Genomic DNA, 18387 nt, shown 5'->3' on the forward strand with positions numbered 1-18387 from the left:
AGCCCGATCAGTCGAGGTGAGTGAACAGATAGTCTTCCGGCAGGCGCGACTTCGGCAAGCTGGCATTGAAGTCGCTGTCGCTGCGATAGCCCAGGCAGACCAGTACCACGCAGGTGAGGCCTTGTGCATGCAGGTTCAGTTCGGCATCCACCGCCTTGGCATCGAAGCCTTCCATCGGCGTGGCATCGATACCCAGCGCGGCGGCACCGAGCAGCAGAGTGCCAAGGGCCAGGTAGGTCTGCTTCTCCATCCAGTGCTGCAGGTCTTTCTGCTCATAGCGGTGCAGGTCGACGAAGCCCGAGCGGATCTGTTGCTGGCCGCTTTTGGCGGTATCGCTGGCGAAGCGTCCGTCGGCCTGTTCCTGCTGCAGCACCTTCTCCAGGTGGCTGTCGCTCATGCCGGTGCGGGTACACAGGGCAATCACGTGGGAGGCATTCAGGATCTTCGGTTCGTTGTAGGCGAAGCGTCCCTCGGCGCCCTTGGCCAGGCGCGCCTTGCCCTCGGCGGTGGAGGCCACGATGAAGTGCGAAGGTTGCGAGTTGACCGATGAAGGGGCGTTGCGCAGCAGGGTCAGCAGTTCGTCGATGGCGGCCTGGGGAATGCGTTTCGAGGCGTCGAAGGCCTTGGTGGTGTAACGCTGGGCGGTGATGTGCGCGAGGTTCATCAGGAACTCCATGGAAGCGGGATGAGGGATTGGCGCTGATTCTGATCTTCGTGCTCGGAGAGATAAAGGGGTAAGATCGGTTAGCTCTTTCACTCCGGGTGTGAAAATGATCCGATTCGATGACCTGGCTCTTTTCGTTCGCTCCGCCGCCCTGGGCAGCTTCTCCAATGCCGCCCGCGAGGTGGACCTGCTGCCTGGCCAGGTCAGCGCGGCGATCCAGCGCCTGGAACGTGAGCTGGACATCTGCCTGTTCGCCCGCTCGACCCGCAGCCTGCGCCTGACCGCCGAAGGCGAGCGCTACCTGCCGTATGCGCGCGGTGTGCTGGAGACCCTGCGCGAAGGGCGCGAGCAACTGCATGTCGAGTGCCTGGAGTTGCAGGGTACCCTGCAGATGGCGGTTTCCTCCGACCTCGGGCGCAACCTGCTGTCACCCTGGCTGATCGAGTTTCGCCGCCTGCATCCGCGGTTGATTCTGCGCCTGTCCGTCTCCGACCAGATTTCCGACGTCTTCCGTGATCCCGTCGATGTCGCGATCCGTTACGGTCAACTCGAGGATGCGAGTTTCGTCGCCTTGCCCCTGGCGGAAAATCGCCGGGTGCTGGTGGCGGCCCCGTCCTACCTGAAAGCCCACGGGCGCCCGCGCAGCCTCGATGAGTTGGCTGGGCACAATTGCCTCTGCTACGTGCTGCAAGGTCGCTACTACGACAAGTGGGCGTTCTACAAGGACGGCCAGCGCCGGGACGTCTCGGTGACGGGCACGCTGTTCAGTGACGATGCCGATGTGGTGCGGCACTGGGCGCTGGCGGGTGAGGGCATCATCTACAAGGCCTGGCTGGAAGTACGCGCCGATATCGCGGCCGGGCGCCTGGAACTGTTGCTGCCCGAATATCATGGCGAGAACACCCGGCTGCAGTTGGTGTGTCCTCATCGTCGGCAGATTTCCGCCTCGGTGCAGGCCCTGTATCAGTTTCTCCAGGGAAAATTCCGTGAGTTGGATCGGCAGGGACCGATGCTGCCGCCCTGAAAACGGGTAGTGCCGGCAATGAAAAAGCGGGAAGATGACGGGCAAGTGTTTCCCTGATTCACCGCTTCATCCGAACCAGAACGCAATCCCTTGAAAATCATAAGCTTGCGAAATGTGTCGAATACGGGAAATTGGCGCCGGTGAACTTGCTTCAAGGGGAGGGGATGTATATATTCGTGCCCTTGTCGCACCGGTGTCGAGAGGCCTTGAGCTGCTCCTGCTCCGCATGAGCCACCGTGTCGACCGCTTCACCGCGCTGCCGCCCGAATGGCGAAATTGGTAGACGCATGGGACTTAAAATCCCCGTTCGTAAGGACGTGCCGGTTCGACCCCGGCTTCGGGCACCATTTGACATTCCATAGAAAGCTTGCAGGATCTCTGGAAGCCTTGAAAAACCTGCCTTCTGGCGGGTTTTTTCGTTTTTTACGGTCCATCGGATTCCAGACTCATTCACGGAAATCCAGTCGTTTTAGGGGTACAACAGCCAGTTCGATAAAGGGGGTGTACCCTTATGTCGCGTACAACTGTTCCGCTTTCTGATGATCGTGTCCCGAGAAGTGGTGTAACTGAACCAACCGAAGGCGCCCTGCGGGCGAAAGAGGATGGTCATCGTGGTTCTTGGCTAACGTTGAGTTTGCGAAGACCTAACGAACACCAGGGAAACCACGATGCCCAAGCCCACTATCGCATTGACCGAGTTGGTTGAGAAAGGGGCAGATGCTGATCTGCTCAGGCAAATGATCCAGTTCGTTGCCTAGCGCATGATGGAGTTCGATGTCGAAGGCCTGTGCAACGCCGGCTTCGACGTCAAAAGCCCTGACCGGACAAACAGCCGCAACGGCTACCGTGATCGCCTCTGGCAAACCCGCACCGGTGATGTTGATCTGAAGATTCCCAAGCTGCGCCAAGGCAGCTATTTCCCAGGCTTCCTGGAGCCACGGCGCACTGCCGAAAAGGCCATGGTAGCGGTCATGCAGGAGGCTTACATCCAAGGCGTCTCGACGCGTTCGGTCGATGAACTGGTCAAGGCCATGGGCATGACCGGCATCTCCAAGAGCCAGGTGTCACGGCTGGCTGGCGAGATCGACGAACGCGTCCACGCCTTTCTCGACCGCCCCTCGAAGGCGACTGGCCCTACCTCTGGATCGACGCGACCTACGTCAAAGTGCGGGAGGCCGGGCGTATCGTTTCGGTCGCCGTCATAATCGCCGTGGCCGTGAACACCAATGGCGGGCGTGAAATCCTGGGCATGCGGGTCGGTCCATCGGAGGCAGAGCCGTTCTGGACGGACTTCCTGCGCAGCCTGATGCGACGGGGCCTGCGGGACGTAAGGCTGGTGATCTCCGATGCCCACGAAGGCCTCAAGGCCGCCGTTTCCAAGGTTTTCCACACCACCTGGCAGCGCTGCCGCGTGCACTTCATGCGCAACGCCATGGCCCATGTCGGCAAGATCCTGGTCACCACGTTATGCTGACCCTCTGTATCGAACCGTCGTCGACTATCGATCGCACAAGGCAGAAAACGTTTGGGCAGTCAGTCCATCCGTCGATGGATTGGACGGGAAGAGATTGGCTTAATGTGCATATTCGAGCATCCTGCACAGACATACTTCCTGATCTCGACGATATTCTATGAGCAAGCCTGTTTTTCCCCAGCCCTTTTTAGCGATTGGTTGCTCCCAATGTCGTGATCTTGCCAGCCTGGATTTCGAAATTATCATGGCATTCCAGCCCATAATCCATGTGCCCTCAGGCAGACCGTTCGCCTATGAGGCACTGGTTCGCGGTCTGAAGGGCGAAAGCGCTGGGGAAATTTTGGCCAAGGTATCCCCGACAATTTGTACCGCTTTGATCAGGCCTGTCGCGTGAAAGCCATCGAGCAAGCGGCTGCACTGGGGTTGGGGCGGCAGACAGACTGTAAGTTGAGCATCAACTTTCTGCCAAATGCCGTCTACCGTGCCAACACTTGCATTCGGGCTACCTTAGAGGCAACTCGAACATTCAACTTCCCCGCCAACCTGCTCATGTTCGAAGTGACCGAGGGCGAGCGGATCGAAGACACCGAGCACTTGAAGTCAATCTTCAAGGAGTACGAGCGACAGGGCTTCACCACTGCAATAGATGATTTTGGCTCGGGTTACTCAGGGCTGAATCTACTCGCAGAGTTTCAGCCTGCTGTACTCAAGCTAGATATGGCACTCACTCGGGGAATCAATCAGGATTTGGTTCGCCAAGCCATCGTCGCCGGCATCGTATTGGTGGCCAAGCGATTGGGCATTACGCTTATTGCCGAAGGGATTGAGACTGACGAAGAGAGCCAAGCTTTGGTGGCGCTGGGTATTGATTTGATGCAAGGTTATTTATTTGCTCGGCCTCAGATAAATGGGTTGCCGTTGTTTGAGCGGCTTTCTTGATCTTATTCTGATAGAACAGCTTGACTTAACCTTCGTGAACCCAGTGCGGATTAATCACCAGGCTTTTGGCATCCGTTGTCTCGGAGTCGTCCCAAGCAAGCGGAGCGAGCCGGCCCCGGACGGGCCAGAGGCATGGGGATGCAAGCAAGCCCCAAGGGTCGCAAACTCGCCAAAGCAGCTTGCGGTTTACGACAGGTCATACGGCCTCGAGCCAGTGCATCGTCACGTCTGGCACTGGGCGGTCACCGGTTATTGCGAAGGAATTCAATCAGCTCCCGTGCACTGGGGCAGGAAGGGTGAGCCGATGAGTGCTCGACGCTGAATCCCCAGTGTGTGACAGCCTTTTTGGCAAGAGCGACTTTGCTGCCAGGCCCTCGAGCACCTCGCTGTGCAGCAACCTGCTTGACTCTCTCCCAGGGTTTTTCTGCTGTTTGCTCCGGCGCTTCTTCAAAAAATCATCAGTTTTCAGCCAGGCGTTCATGGCCTGGGTGTCTGCCAGGAACCAAGCCTCCAGTGCCTTGACGGCCACAAACGCAAAGCGAATGCGCTGATGGGACACCCGGTCTCTGACCGTCTGCACATGAGCTTCATCCTCCAAGTCCGTGAGGATGAAAATCTCTTGCGCACCCGCTTCATCCAGTCGATCGACAAACGCTTCGATGTTATGGGGTAGCAGGTTAGCCCCACCGTAATGACCGTCGATCCATCCAAGCGTTGCTTCTCAGTGGAGAGGCTTTCCATTCCGGGGACGATCAGCTCCATCCATTCCAGGACTTGGTCCCTGAAATCAGGGTCCTTCTCAAGGACAGTCAGCATGGACGCAACATTCTTCCCTTGAGTGTCCAGCTCGGTGGTATCGGTGGTCGAACTATCCGGCTCCTTCGCCGCCATCGGATCAATACGGAACACCTTGGTATTGGTCAAAAACGCACGAAGTGGACTCTGCCCCAACAGCATCAGTGCCGCCAGATCCTGCGGGTAGTCAGGCAGGCTTTGGAGACCCGTCGACTCGCCCATTTGGACTTTTAAATCCGCCCCCGGACGTCGATCAATCAACAGTTTGCCATCCACCTTCAACATCTCTGCCAACTGAGGTTTCTTGTCCAGGGAGCGGATCGTGAGGCTGTAATCGTGGAGGTTGCCATCCAGCTCAACCTCCATGGAGAAACTGATGCTGGTGCGCAGCTCCTTGCGGTACTTGTAACAGTGAATCTGAGAAAAACCTCCAAGCTGCGTCCTGGCCTGTGACGCACCGAATTTGACGACTGCCCCCATGAATGCCAGAGCATCGGCAATGTCGCTTTTCCCAGAGCCATTGGCACCTGCAAATACCAGAAACGGCGAGACATCCTTAAGCTGAAAATCAGCCAAGCTCTTAAAGCCTTTTATGTGCAGCTTCTTGATATTCATGAGGTTTCCTGTCGATCATTCTGAGCTTCAGTAGGCGTCGGGTTTGCCCCGTCAAAGGGGGCCTGAAGAGCCTTTCTGACACCTGCTCGCTTCAACACCTCTCCCCAAGACTCAATACGAAATTCGGGACCTTGCTTCACAATACGTGTGCCGAACTCTAGGTTGAGTACTCGCACGTAGTCGTCAATCTTGCCTTTGCTAAGCCCCGTCAACGCCGCAACGCTGGTAGTCGTCGCACGCTCCAGGCGGTCGATCGCGGCCAGGGTCACAAACAGCCGTCCAGCATGCCCCTTGGGATACTGAGGAACGCCATGCTCATTCACTTCGTATTCGCTCATACGGGTCACATCTGTTCCACTAAACGGAACTATAAAACCAGTCGGTAGGCACGTCGAATAGTTTCTCGATCGATACGACAGTGAGCTCGCTGCGATGCGGACCTTGCGCTCCCATAGAGCTTGGGCCTCATCATGCAGCGTTGCGTATGATCAAGGGGGCCCTGACCATGATGATGGACGGGAACCGGCTCGCTTACCTCATGCAGCGGTACAACTGGACACGGCCGCATCAGCACAACGGCTTCGCACCGCCGGCGGTTGCGGAAGAAAAACTCAATTCTGTGTCCGGGAGTTTTTGACCACTACAGTACGTAGTCGAGCGACTCTGCGCATCCCATTTGCGCCTCGATAGCGCCTATGCATCCCCAGCAATCCCCGCCGGTATTGCCTCATAGCGGATCTTGCGGATTGTCGAGTAGGCGTGCGCAGATCGTGCAGTGTTGCGGCTTTTTGCTGTTTGTCATACTACTCTTCCGATACGTTCCTTCTTAGCCCTCGCGTGCTACCCCGAGGGGCTGCACTCGGCCACAAACTGCCGGCCAGATCTGTCCAGACAAGAGACTCGATTCAGGCCGCTGTTTTTCAAAGGACTGAACTTGATAGTCGTTCATGAAAACTAGCGGCTAGCGCCTCTGGCGTATTGACGTGGCGGCGTCCCCACATGCCGGGTAAACGCCGTGCTGAACGCACTGGCGGACCGATACCCCACGCCCTCCGCTACCTCAACCATCCCCATTTGCGTGTGACGCAGCAGGTCCTTGGCCACGGTCATGCGCCAGCCTAGCAGGTACTCCATCGGCGACTGGCCCAGGGTGGTCATGAAGCGTTTGAAAAAAGCCGAACGGGAAAGCATGGCCACCTGGGCCAACTCTGGGACTGTCCAGCCGTAGGCAATGTCGCCATGCATCTGGCGCAGGGCCTTGGCCAGCCGAGGATCAGCCAGGCCGCGCAGTAAGCCTTGGGGCGTTTGCTCCGGCGGGATCGAGCGCAGGGCCTCGATCAGCAACACTTCCACCAGCCGCGTGAGGATCAACTGGTGCCCGACCGCCTGCGCCATAGACTCTTCTCGCAGCAGGCGCACCAAGGTCGTCAAGCGTTCGACACCGCGCATATGCACCCGTGCCGGCAACATCGCTACCAATAGGGAGGCTTCGGGGGTCTCGAAGTCGAAATGCCCGCCCAACAGGCGCACATCGGCCGGTGCGTCGGGGTCGCCGTGGCGCAGTTCATCGGGATGGGTATTGCCATACACGGGCACCATTGCCAACGGCTGCACGGGTGCGAACCCCGAGAGGGTGAACGCGGGTGTCTTGGACAGCAGCAAAAAATCCCCCGCTTCCAGGACTAGCTCAGGCTGGCCGTCGATGGCAAGCCGGCAACTGCCTTCCAGCACCGCGCAAAAGCTGGGTAAGCCAAATTCGGAGTAGCGCACGCCCCAAGTCCCGGCGCCGCTGATGATTTTGGAAAACACCGCACGCGGCTTGAGCAGCGCGATGACATCGGACAGCGGGTCGCCCATAAATGGACTCCTGCGAATGAAATGTGGACAGCCGATTATAGTGAGTCCAGTAGGGTAGGGTTATCGTTTTCACCAGACTCACTGCCTGGAATACCTCATGAAAACCGTCCTTATCACTGGCTGCTCCTCCGGCTACGGCCTTGAAACCGCGCGCTATTTCCTCTCCCAAGGCTGGAACGTGATCGCCACCATGCGCAGGCCACAGAACACGCTGTTGCCCTCTTCGGAGCGCCTGCGCATCCTCGCGCTGGACGTGACCCAGCCCCACAGCATCGCCGCTGCCATTGAGGCCAGCGGGACTATTGATGTGTTGGTCAACAACGCCGGTATCGGCCTGTTCGGCGCGCTGGAGGCCACGCCCATGACCGCAGTGCGGGAGATTTTTGAAACCAACACCTTCGGACCGATAGCCATGACCCAGGCGGTGATCCCGCAAATGCGCGCCCGTCGCTCTGGGGTAGTGATCAACGTCACCAGCAGCGCGACCCTGGCGCCCATGCCACTGGTCGCCGCCTACACCGCCAGCAAGCAGGCGATTGAAGGGTTTACCGGCTCATTGGCCCTGGAACTGGCGGCCTTCAATGTGAGCGCCAAGTTGGTGGAACCCGGCTACGCCCCCACTACTCGCTTCAGCGAAAACGCCAGCGAGCGCATGGCAGGGATGATTCCTGCCGACTACGCGCCAATGGCCCAGGCGATTTTCGCCGAGTTGGGCAGCGGCCAATACACCCTCGAGCAGGACGTAGCCGAAGGCGTATGGCGTGCGGCAAACGATACCTCCGGGCAACTGCGTTTTGCAGCGGGGGCAGATGCTTTGGCGCTTGTTACTCAGTCGCGCAGATAATGTGCGCCGTCTGACAATTCTTGTGTATCAGAGCCTTTACATCTTTAGGCTCACTCAATCGTCACTGACTTTTATAGGCGCCTCATTTTTCAGACTCATGCGAAGGTCTGCGTTGGCCGATTGCAGCGTGTCGCGACAGGCTACATCGACCCAAGGCAGCCGCCAGCATCCGGCAACTCACGCGACGGAACACCCGTGCGGCAACCTTGGCACCCAAGTAATCGCCGCGACTGGGCTCATCGATCACCACCGACATGGCGATACACGGATCAAGGGTTGCTCGGTACGATTTTGTCCAGCAGTGGCCGGGCCAGCGCGTGGTACAGCGAGACTGGGGCGATCCAGCCGGAAATGGTGGCGGCCATGACCGTGGCGGCCAGCATGGGGATGAGCAGGTCGGGACTATGGGACAGTTCCAGCACGATCACCGAGGCGGTCAGCGGCGAGCGGGTCACGCCAGCGAGGTAGGCGCCCATGCCCAGCAGCGCACAGGTCTGTGGGTTGAGGTTGGGCAGCAACGACAGCAGCGGGGCGAAAGCCGCGCCTATGCTCAGCGAGGGCGAGAAGAGGCCGCCAGGAATCCCGGAGAGATAGGACACCACGTTGGCCAGGAACTTCCACAGCAGGAAGTCCTGCCCGGTCATCGGGTGGCCTTCGAGCAGGGCGCGGGTTTCTTCGTAGCCGGTACCAAACACATGGTTGCCGGAGACCAGCCCCAGCAGCGCCAGCAACAGGCCGCAGGCTGCGGCGAAGGATACCGGGAAGCGCTCGCGCAGCCGGCACATGCGGCCAAGCCAGCCGGCCTGGGTGGGGAGCACCAGTTTGACGTAGAGCCCGCCCAGCAGGCCGCCGAGCAGGGCGCAGGCTGGCACTTCGCTCCAGCCCCAGCCGGCCGGCAGGCTGCCGCCGATCTCACCGAAGTACGAGTAGTGGCCCATCAGGCCGAGGGTGATGGATCCGCCGATTAGAACCGCTGTCAGCACTAGGCCGCTGAAGCGTTGCTCGAAGGTGCGGCTGAGTTCCTCGATGGCGAAAACGATACCTGCCAGCGGCGTGTTGAAAGCTGCAGCGATGCCGGCGGCGGCGCCGGCGAGAATCAGTCCTGCGATGGTGCGCCTGCCGTGCAGGCCCAGACGTCGACCGAAGGCATAGATGACGGCGGCGCCGACGTGCACCGTAGGCCCTTCGCGGCCCACCGAGCCACCGACCAGCAGGGCGGCCAGGGTGAAGAGCATTCGCGCGGCGGCAACCGGTAACGCTAGCACCCTGGCGCGCAAGCGCCGCGAGGGCGACTCCAGTGCGGCAATTACTTGGGGAATGCCGCTGCCCCTGGCCTGAACGAGCCAGCGCTGGGTGATCCAGGCCAACAGGGCGAAGCCCGCCGGGGTGACCAGCAGCGGCAGCCAGGAGGCGACGCCGAGCATGTGCTTAAACAGAGCGAAGGATTGGTCCGCCAGCCAGGCGAAGGCCAGCGCGACCAGGCCCACCAGCAGCGCGCCGACCCAGAACGCCAGGCGTTGTCGCCACTCCAGCCAGCGTGGCCGTCGGAAGCGCCGTGGCTGGGTGGTGGGGACGGGTTCTACGTTTGGGGTGGGTTGTTCGGACATCGGCGCGACCAGGATCGTGGAGCAAGGGGCAATTCTACTCAAATCTGCTGCCCATACAGGTGATACAGCACGTTGTCATTGGAAGACCAGGCCGTGCATGCATTGCTCCAGGAGTTGGTACTGATCCGCACCGAGCACCTCTTGCTGCTGGGCAAAAAACGGGACGCTGGGCTTCCCGCTCCACGGCAGAATGACGTCAGCCATTGGCACAGACGATCGACTTCTCCAGCATCGAATCCATCCTCAGTTGCGCCAGCTCTATCAGGTGCACCACACCCATCGCCACCTTGCGATTCGAGCCGGTCTGGTTGTCGGCGTTCTCGTAGGCCGTGGCTGCCGCTGACTGCAGAATCGAATGGAGGTCGAGAAGAGTAGCCTCGTGGTTCAACGAGAGCGGAGGCTGCCCAGGTGGCGTGGCTGCCGCAGAGACAGCAAACGTCGGTACGGGTCTCGGTGTTGCCTCTGGCCCCAGGTCATAGTGGGACAGTGCCCGGTCGGCGATGCGCGGATCGATGGCTCCGGCGTTGGATCTTGCCGGCGGATTGGGGGTAGGTTTGAACATGTGGCGTGACTCCAGTCAGTCAGCTGAGAGAGCCGCAACCATCGCTACTAAACGATAGGGTGGCGGCCGAACGCAGGTTAGTAGACCGGTGACTAGGCCCGGCGCGCACGAAGGCGCCCTGCGCACGGCCACCATAAAGCGAAGGCTGAAAAACGAGCCTGGCAGAAGGGGGCACTTCGCGCCTAGTCATATGGCGGGCTACTAAACCCGGTCACTGAATTGGCAGTGACAAGCCGGAGCCTAGCCCCGTGATCAGGCGCAAAACAAGCGCTCGGGATTTTCTAGGAAATTTCACTCAAGGGAAAGGGAGTTGTCTGGTTTGGCGCTGAGTGGGCAAAAGCTGCTGATCGGTGTGTCCGTGGAAATGGGAAGAACCCCGGCTGCCACTACCGACCCACAATTCGCCGCCTCCATCGACGTGGCGTTTGCGCATGTTGGCGGCCAGGGTCTGCAGGTCCCTGGGCATGCAGTCGTCGGGATCGTGGGCAGGAAGGGGCATACGGATCTTCCAGAGGTTGGCGCCTTCGATCAGGGCGAAGGCTTGGCCTTTGGGCAGGCTCACGACATGGGCGGGTTCAATCAACGGCACGCTGGTAGAGCTGATGCGGTCCTGGGTGTTGCTGGTGAAGTCGGTGTTGCCCTCGATATCGGAGCTGGCTTGCGCTTCCTGCACATCGATGATGGTGGCACCGCCCAGTTCGTAGCGTTTGCATGCGCTGTCACGTTGGGCGCTGGAGGTGATGCGCAGTTGCTCAACCGACTCGACGACATTTTTTGCGGCCAGAACCGCAAAGTAGGCTTGCGCCAAGCGCAGAATCAACGCCTGGTGCGCCTTTTCCAACTGCGCATCGGCCAGCAGCTGTTGTAAGTGACCCTGCTGGTAGGTGATCCAATTCTGCCAGTGCAACAGTGGTTGTACCAATTGCACGCTGTAACTGCGATTGTTCTGGCTTTGGGCGAGATGACCGTAGCTGACTTCGTATTGGGTGTATTGGTACGCAGACCACGCGAGGGTCGCCAACCGGTAAACGAGGCAATCATCGGCCAGGTCGAGGCCGGCCTCGCGCGGTTGCCTGAAGTCCACCACTACGCAAGTGCTAAATAATTGGCCTATCGCCTGGACTGTTTCAGAAAAATCAAACTCTGTATTGATTTCTAAAATATCGAATGATTTTGTTACATGTTCTTGGATTTAAAAAATGTCCCCGTTGACCCTCGGTGTTATTTTCTTTCAGCATGATCAGTCAGGTGTGGTCTGGTTGATCTTGAGTGTGGAAGTTAATTAAATAATTAAGGTCCGGTTATAAGTCGAAAAACTAAGCTCAAGTCGGCCTGGTTTTCGAGAGTTCAAGGTGGACTATGGATAGTCAGAAGTTGAAGCTTTTGTTCTTTGGCGTGGACGGCGCCTCGTACACGGTTATGAAGGACCTCATGACGCGCGGCCTGCTTCCCAACTTCAGTGCTTTGGCTGCCCAAGGCGGCCAGGGTGTCCTGCAATCGACTTTTCCTCCCCATACGGCACCGGGATGGGCCTCCATGTTTACGGGTGTTTCGCCCGGTGAACATGGCATCTACCAGTTTTGGGCGACCCAGTCGCCGGACTACCGCTTCAGGGCCATGAATGCTGCCGATTACGGTCGTGAACCTTGCTGGCTGGCATTGGAGCGCCAAGGCTTGAAAGTCGGCGTCTATAACATCCCCATGACACATCCTCCGGTAGAGCCTGCCGGTGGTTACATGATCAGTTGGCCCTTGGCAAAAACCTTGCGCTATACCGCCCCCAGTGAGTTGATGCACGAGCTCATGCAGGCTGATATGCACTATCACTCCGATATCGTAACCATGTATCGCGGGCAGGAAGATTATTGCGAGCAGGCTGCAAAGTTTATTCGTGGTCGTGCGGAAACCTGCAACTTTCTGCAGCGAACTCGTCCGGTGGATGCACTGTTTGTGGTGTTCACGGAAGTTGACAGAGTCAGTCACTACTACTGGGGCGATCAAGAGCGTCCGGGGCAGGAAGTCGAGGACTGTTACATCGAAGTCGATCGCGCACTGGGGCAGGTCATGAGTCTTGCCGATGACGACACCCTGGTGATGGTGGCTTCCGATCACGGGTTTGGCCTGTGCCATGCGGACTTCAGCATGCATGAGTTTCTGCTCGGGCATGACCTGCTTGCCTGCCGGCACGAGCCCGTCGCACCGGCGAGTACCACTGGCTCGGATGATCCAGGCGTGCGTTCCTGGTTCGATGCACCCGGGCTCTACCGTCGGACCGTCGACTGGTCGCGGACCAGCTTCTACATGCCTACCCCGGGTTGCTTCGGGCTCAATGCCAACCTGCAGGGGCGCGAAGCGCAGGGTTACCTGGACCAAGCGCAGTTGCCAGCGGCCGAGGAGCGTTTGCGAGGCGCGTTGGCTGAACTGGTGGACGAGCAGGGGCAGCCCTGGTTCACCTTGGTCAAGCGTGACGAAGTCTATGCCGGCGATAGCCTAGACCAAGCTCCGGACTACCTGCTCATACCGAAGGATTTCACCGTGATGCCGACCCCCTCGCTGAATGGGGCGATCTGGAACGTGCCCGCGCAACGTGGTGTGCACCGGCCGGACGGTGTGCTCTTCGTGCGCGGGCCGAAATTCCCGCCCAATGGCGCCCTCCAGGCGCGTATCGAGGATGTCTTCCCCACGATCCTGGCTCACCTCGGGCTGGCGGTACCCGAAGGTCTTGACGGCCATTGGCTGATCGACCCCGTTCGGGAACCTGTCCGCGAAGACGGGCGTAGGGCCGCGAGCGGACGACGCATGAGCGAGCAGGAGCAGCAATTCATGGATGGCCAACTGCAGCAGATCGGGTATTTCTAAATGCAAAGTGCACAGTTTACTAATGCTGCAGCCGGGTTGATCCCGCTGACCAACCTGGCGCAAGTGGTCGAGGAACCCGCAGCCAACCCGTTGCATTCAGCGGTCGACTTCCGGCATCCGAGGCCAATGCGGGTGTGCTTTCCGGTATTGCTCGATGGTGACCTGGTGATGAGTTCGGAGCACCTGGGGGTCAGCTACCTGGTGGCCATTCTGCGCAACCTGGGAGCCGAGTGTCGGGTGGTGGAGGTCAAGCCGGTGGTCGGTGGCGATGAACTGGCTATCGAAGAGGTCGTGGCGTTCGCTCCCGACCTGATCGGCTTTTCCCTCACGACCGTGACCGTCAGTCACGCTACGGCCTTCGGTTCGGCATTGCGGGCGGCCTTGCCCGAGCAGGTGGCGTTCCTGGCCGGGGGCCGCTGGCGACGTTCCTGGGTTCGAAGTTGTTGGACAACCCCAACTGGGCGTTTCTCGATGCGTTGGTACGGGGCGAGGGCGATGTACCTCTGGTGCGCTACGTCGAAGCGTTCTGGGATCACAAGGACTACACCACAGTGCCCAGCCTGAGCTGGCGCGAAAGCAGCGGTGTGGTCATCGATAACCCCATCGGCAAGCCGGTCCCGGAGCTTGACATGCTGCCAGAGCCTGCCCGCGACCAGTTCGAGATCAACAGCGGGAAGCTGCCCTACCTGCGGCTGGCGACTACCCGTGGCTGCACGGCGCGCTGCACGTTCTGCAACGCTCCGCATGCGGGCAACAAGGTCAACCCGGGCAAGCTCTGGCGCGCGCGAACGCCGGACAACATCGTCGACGAGATCGAGCGGCTGTACCACCGGTACAACTTCAATACCTTCGACTTTGTCGACTCGACTTTCGAGGATCCGGGTGGCGCACCGTTCGCCAAGCAACGGATCGCCGACATTGCCCAGGGTATCCTCGATCGAGGCATGAAGATCTATTACAACTGCTGCATGCAGGCCAAGAACTGGCACGAGGAGGATAAACCGCTCCTCGACCTGTTGTATCGATCGGGCCTGGAAAAGGTGCTGATCGGGATCGAGTCCGGCTCGCAGATCGGTCTGGATCGCTGGAAGAAAAAGTCCACGGTCGAGGATAACAAGCGCGCCATCGAGCTGGTGCGTGGGGCCGGTATTTACGTGGCGTTTGGTTTCATTGCCTACCACCCCTGGTCGACCTTCCAGGAGATCCGCGACAACAACGATTTCCTGCGCCAGTACATGGGTCACAACCTGCGCCGCTACACGGTGCGCCTGGAACTCTACCCGGGGGCGGAGGCGGTCGAGACCCTGCGAGCCGAGGGCAAGTTGCACGACGATTTCGATGTCTCACTCAATGCCTTGAGTTACGACTTCGAGGACCCACGCGTGCTCAAGCTGTCGAACGTGAGTGCGCTACTGTACGGCGAGAAGTACGCCGAAGAGGGGATCATCGAGAAAGAGCCGGCAGTGTTCGAGTTCGAAACCTACGACATCGTCATGCACACGTTCATGTCCCGTCTGCGCCGATCGGTGCTCGACTCTCCAAGGGGCCTTGAGATTCTCGAGGCCGGTGAGGCAAAGGCCACCGAGTTGCGTGCGGCGATGAGTGCGTTCAACTACGCACTGGTGTCCGAGATGACCGACCTGGCTGAGCGCGAGGCGCTCGATGACAGCTATGCGAACGCCAAGCGCCCCGAGCTGGAGCAGTTCTATCGGCAAAAGCTCAGCGAGCTGCGCCAGGTGCAACTGGGTATCAGCATGCAACTTCACCGCGCCGGGTTGAGCCTGCGTGACATCCAGTTCAGCAAGGGGGCCTGAACCATGAGCCACGCAGAGCCGGTCAACTTTCTCGGTCATCGCCAGTTGCTGGGTAATGACCTGGTCATCAATGAAGACTCCTGCAACCTGGGGTGTGCCTATTGCCTGACCGGGCAGAGCAACATGAAGTCCTCCCACGAAGGCAAGTTGATCTTCCAGCCGCCGGTGCACGATGTCTACGGTGAAGAGAGCGACCTGGGCCAGCGGCTGCACGCGGTGGTCGAGCGCGTCAATCAGAGCTTCCGTCCCCCCTTGCTCAAGCTCACCGGGGCGAGATCTTCATCATCAAGGACATCATGACGTTCATCGAACGCATGTCCCCGTTGCATGAAGTGCTGGTGGTCCAGACCAATGGCCTGCCATTGACTGAAGTCAAGGTCCGGCGCCTGGCCGAGTTGGGCAACGTGGTGGTACAGATCTCCCTGGACAGCAGCAATGCCGACGGCAACAGCTACCGCGTCCAGTCGCCACGTATCCATCAGATGATCATGGATCGCATAGAGATGGTATTGCGCGCTGGCCTGCCATTGGAAATCTATGGCGTGCTCAACGACCGTAGCGCCCCCTACCTGCGTGAATTCGTCGAATGGTGTGCGCGGTTCCCGGACAACCCGCCGCAATTGTTCCCTTTTCCGGTACGGGGACCAGACAGCGAGGCTTTCAAGGTCCGACCCGAGCAGCATGTCCATATTGATCAATTGCTCGAACTGAGGGATCGGTATCCCGAAATCCTTCCGCCCAAGGCGTACCTGGAGCGCCTGAGCAGCTTCTACCGGGACGGTCGGCGCAGTTGGCGTTGCCACTTGCCACGTCTGGTACTGTCGACGTTCAGTGACGGTGTCGCCACGCCGTGTCCCAATATCTGGTTCCACAACATGGGCAACCTGGTCAGCGGCGATTGGCAAAAGGCGTTGGCACCGGTCAATCGGTCGCCGTTCTACCAACTGCTGCTGGCCGAGCGTCCTCGTCTGGATGCCTGCAAGGGCTGTTTCACACCGTGGGACACCCTGAGCCTGTATTTCGAGGATGCCATCAGCCTCGATGAACTCTGCCGCGCGCCGTCCTATGCCCCGCAGGTCATCAGGACCCTGCTCGAACGTGCCAGGGAGGACTACCGCCGTGGTGCTTGAGTCGTGGTTCGAGGCGGTGCTCGAGGGGCCGATCGTGGCTGCGGTCGCTGCCGATCGCCGAAGCGCCTGGGAACGACAACTGGATGAGCTGGCGCAACGGGGCCCACGCCGTGTCCTGCTGCTGCTGGACAGCACGGTCGAGCATGCCGCGCTGATGCTGCTGATGCTCAAGAGGGGCCTTTCACCGCTGCTCGTGGCGGGCGATACCCCGTCGGACGAGTTGCAGCGTTACGCCGTACGTGGCAGCACACGGCAGGTGCTCCAACTGGGCGATGGCAACCTGCTGGTGAGCGACATGCCCGATGTACCCGACGGGCAGGCGGCCGATCAGCCGCTGGGGTTGTGCCTGATGACTTCGGGTACGACGGGTGAACCGTCACTGGTGATTCGCGAGCTGTCCAGTTGGCGGGACGAGGGGTTGCGCTACTGCAACCTGTTGCAACTGGGACCGGATGACCGGGTGCTGTTTGTCGCGCCGATCTACCATGCCTACGCGTTGGGGTGGCTATGGGGGGCGATCCTGGCCGGAGCCGGAGTCGAGATCTGCAAGCCCATGGAACTGGGCTTGGCGCAGCAGGCGTTGCGTGAGCGGGCCACGCACTGCGTGCTTACGCCGATGCTTGCCGGGTTGCTGGCGCAGCGGGCGGGTACGGGTGGGCGATGTGCCCGGCTCAAGGTGGCCATGTCCGGGGCCGGTCCGGTGGACCAGGTATTGGACAGCCAATTCGAACAGGCCTTTGGCGTGGGGCTTTCGCGCAACTACGGCAGCACCGAGAGTGGTGCCTTGTTCGGCGGTGTGGCGCCGCTGCCGGCCTTGTCGATCGGCTTCCCGCTGCCCGGGATCCGGGTTCTTGATGAACCGCCGGCGGGTGAGCCATTCGTGTTGCGGACCCTGCTGGAGAACGGCAAGGTCCATGACACTGGCGATATCGTCGAGCGGACCGCTGGCGGCTACGGCGTGGTCGGGCGGCAAAGCAGCGCCATTCGCCGTGGCGAGCGCTGGATCTCGCCATTCGAGATCGCCTCCGTGATCGCGAGCCACGTTGCGGTGATCGACTGCACGGTACGTGCGGTCAGGTCGCGGCAGGTGGGCAATGATCATATTTTCGCGTTCGTGGTCTGGTCGGCGGAGCGGGCCTGGGACGAGGCACAGTTGCGTGCTCACTGCCAGCAGCGCCTGGGTGCGGGCAAGGTGCCCGATCGCTTCGAGCGCGTGGTGTCGATACCACGCGCAAGCACTGGCAAGCCTTTGCTGAGCCGGCACTACCGGCCGGCTTCGAATGAGGCGCTGGCCTCGGTCGCACAGGCCTACAAGCGTTCGCAACTGCTGCTGGGGCTGTGGCAGAGCGGTGCACTCCAGTTGAGCGCCCAGGGGCTGAACATCGACCAGGTTGCCCAGCGCACGGGGCTCAATGCCTCGATGCTGGCGAGCGCCTTCGACATCGCCGCCGCCTGCGGACTGGTCTCGGAGAGTCGTGAGCCGCTCGATGAGTCCCCGCGACTGGAGGCGCTGGCACCAATGCTGGACCTCGAGGTACTGAGCGCCCAGGGTTACAACCAACCCGGTAGCCTGACCGAGGTGCTTGCCCGTGGGGCCTGGCAACGATCGTTCGAGCGAGCCGGCGAGCAGCCAGCCGCGTTGCGCGAGGCGTATCAGCGAGCGGTGGCCGGCCCGCAAAAGCGCCTACTGGCTCAACTGGCCTGGCGCAGTGTGCAGCGCGTTCGAGCCGGTGCCTTGCGGGTGCTGGACGTCAGTGCCACGGGTGCGACCTACACCCGGGTTCTGCTCGAGCGCGCAGGTCTGGACCGTGCCGCCAGCCGTGTCGTCCTGCTGGGCGGGCTCAACCCACCGGACCTCGATATCCCCGTGGCGATCGACCCGTGCCTGGCGAGCGGCAAGGCCGATCTTTTCGACGTCATCGTCCTGGACAACACGCTGCACCAGGCCCCGGTTGCCCAGGATCTGGCCGGGCTTCTGGCGCGCCTGGCGCCCGGCGGAACGCTCATCGTTGATGAGATTTTCCTGCAGGACGGCGAGGCGGCGGGCGTCGGCCTGGACTGGCTGACCCATGGAGGGACCGCCTACCTGCGCCTGGTCGACCTGATGTCCGCCCTGGGCCGCCTGGGTTTTATCGGTCGCGAACTGTCGCGGCGCGAGTCAACGATTTTCCAATGCACGATTTCATTCACCAAGGAGCTGTGA

General features: G+C 60.3%; 15 protein-coding genes, 1 tRNA gene and 2 pseudogenes. 11 read left to right on the top strand and 7 right to left on the bottom strand.

What is annotated here, in order from left to right; all coding sequences use genetic code 11:
• Nucleotides 1–7: 7 nt before the first annotated feature.
• A complete protein-coding gene (nfsB, locus tag ACZ5KU_RS12805; protein WP_054057950.1) occupies nucleotides 8–664 on the bottom strand; it encodes an oxygen-insensitive NAD(P)H nitroreductase in 657 nt (218 codons plus the stop codon).
• A 106-nt stretch (nucleotides 665–770) separates the two neighbouring features.
• Here nfsB and ACZ5KU_RS12810 point away from each other — a divergent pair, with 106 nt between their 5' ends.
• From ACZ5KU_RS12810 to ACZ5KU_RS12825, 4 genes and pseudogenes are all read left to right on the top strand, one after another.
• The gene (locus tag ACZ5KU_RS12810; RefSeq protein ID WP_054057951.1) at nucleotides 771–1688 is read left to right on the top strand and encodes a LysR family transcriptional regulator; all 918 of its coding nucleotides are present in this window, start codon (nucleotides 771–773) and stop codon (nucleotides 1686–1688) included.
• 261 nt (nucleotides 1689–1949) lie between these two features.
• A tRNA-Leu gene (locus tag ACZ5KU_RS12815) sits at nucleotides 1950–2035 on the top strand.
• A 321-nt stretch (nucleotides 2036–2356) separates the two neighbouring features.
• Nucleotides 2357–3138, top strand: a pseudogene (locus tag ACZ5KU_RS12820) (IS256 family transposase); the annotation flags it as partial.
• A 181-nt stretch (nucleotides 3139–3319) separates the two neighbouring features.
• Nucleotides 3320–4101, top strand: a pseudogene (locus ACZ5KU_RS12825) (EAL domain-containing protein).
• 477 nt (nucleotides 4102–4578) lie between these two features.
• Here ACZ5KU_RS12825 and ACZ5KU_RS12830 read toward each other — a convergent pair.
• The 3 genes from ACZ5KU_RS12830 to ACZ5KU_RS12840 form a co-directional block, all read right to left on the bottom strand.
• On the bottom strand, nucleotides 4579–5511 hold the full coding sequence (locus ACZ5KU_RS12830; protein WP_464737263.1) for an AAA family ATPase: 933 nt from the start codon (nucleotides 5509–5511) through the stop codon (nucleotides 4579–4581).
• Nucleotides 5508–5849: a hypothetical protein gene (locus ACZ5KU_RS12835; protein ID WP_206542439.1), complete on the bottom strand. Its 342-nt coding sequence runs from the start codon at nucleotides 5847–5849 to the stop codon at nucleotides 5508–5510. Before ACZ5KU_RS12835 ends, ACZ5KU_RS12830 begins: the two co-directional genes overlap by 4 nt.
• A 616-nt stretch (nucleotides 5850–6465) precedes the next feature.
• Entirely contained in the window at nucleotides 6466–7368 is a 903-nt protein-coding gene (locus tag ACZ5KU_RS12840) for an AraC family transcriptional regulator (protein WP_464737264.1), read from the bottom strand.
• Nucleotides 7369–7465: 97 nt separating this feature from the next.
• On the opposite strand from ACZ5KU_RS12840, the gene ACZ5KU_RS12845 reads away from it, so the two are divergent.
• Nucleotides 7466–8212, top strand: coding sequence for an SDR family oxidoreductase (locus ACZ5KU_RS12845; protein WP_464737265.1), 747 nt, complete (start codon nucleotides 7466–7468; stop codon nucleotides 8210–8212).
• Nucleotides 8213–8481: 269 nt separating this feature from the next.
• On the opposite strand, the gene ACZ5KU_RS12850 is transcribed toward ACZ5KU_RS12845, so the two are convergent.
• From ACZ5KU_RS12850 to ACZ5KU_RS12860, 3 genes are all read right to left on the bottom strand, one after another.
• On the bottom strand, nucleotides 8482–9819 hold the full coding sequence (locus ACZ5KU_RS12850; protein WP_464737266.1) for a chloride channel protein: 1338 nt from the start codon (nucleotides 9817–9819) through the stop codon (nucleotides 8482–8484).
• A 196-nt stretch (nucleotides 9820–10015) separates the two neighbouring features.
• Entirely contained in the window at nucleotides 10016–10381 is a 366-nt protein-coding gene (locus ACZ5KU_RS12855; protein WP_464737267.1) for a DUF6124 family protein, read from the bottom strand.
• Between the two features lie 295 nt (nucleotides 10382–10676).
• Nucleotides 10677–11468, bottom strand: a complete 792-nt coding sequence (locus tag ACZ5KU_RS12860; protein ID WP_464737268.1) for a TolC family protein — start codon at nucleotides 11466–11468, stop codon at nucleotides 10677–10679.
• A 272-nt stretch (nucleotides 11469–11740) separates the two neighbouring features.
• Here ACZ5KU_RS12860 and ACZ5KU_RS12865 point away from each other — a divergent pair, with 272 nt between their 5' ends.
• The 6 genes from ACZ5KU_RS12865 (at nucleotide 11741) to ACZ5KU_RS12890 (ending at nucleotide 18387) form a co-directional block, all read left to right on the top strand.
• Entirely contained in the window at nucleotides 11741–13240 is a 1500-nt protein-coding gene (locus ACZ5KU_RS12865; RefSeq protein WP_054057958.1) for an alkaline phosphatase family protein, read from the top strand.
• The gene (locus ACZ5KU_RS12870; RefSeq protein ID WP_464737269.1) at nucleotides 13241–13804 is read left to right on the top strand and encodes a hypothetical protein; all 564 of its coding nucleotides are present in this window, start codon (nucleotides 13241–13243) and stop codon (nucleotides 13802–13804) included.
• Between the two features lie 65 nt (nucleotides 13805–13869).
• Entirely contained in the window at nucleotides 13870–15054 is a 1185-nt protein-coding gene (locus ACZ5KU_RS12875) for a B12-binding domain-containing radical SAM protein (RefSeq protein WP_464737403.1), read from the top strand.
• A gap of 3 nt (nucleotides 15055–15057) precedes the next feature.
• Entirely contained in the window at nucleotides 15058–15354 is a 297-nt protein-coding gene (locus ACZ5KU_RS12880) for a hypothetical protein (RefSeq protein WP_464737270.1), read from the top strand.
• Nucleotides 15351–16184 carry a radical SAM protein gene (locus ACZ5KU_RS12885; RefSeq protein WP_464737271.1) on the top strand — a complete coding sequence of 278 codons (834 nt, stop codon included), beginning with the start codon at nucleotides 15351–15353 and terminating at the stop codon, nucleotides 16182–16184. Before ACZ5KU_RS12880 ends, ACZ5KU_RS12885 begins: the two co-directional genes overlap by 4 nt.
• Nucleotides 16174–18387 carry a class I adenylate-forming enzyme family protein gene (locus ACZ5KU_RS12890; RefSeq protein ID WP_464737272.1) on the top strand — a complete coding sequence of 738 codons (2214 nt, stop codon included), beginning with the start codon at nucleotides 16174–16176 and terminating at the stop codon, nucleotides 18385–18387. The genes ACZ5KU_RS12885 and ACZ5KU_RS12890 overlap by 11 nt, the downstream gene beginning before the upstream one ends.

This window comes from Pseudomonas sp. Tof1 (assembly GCF_055390395.1).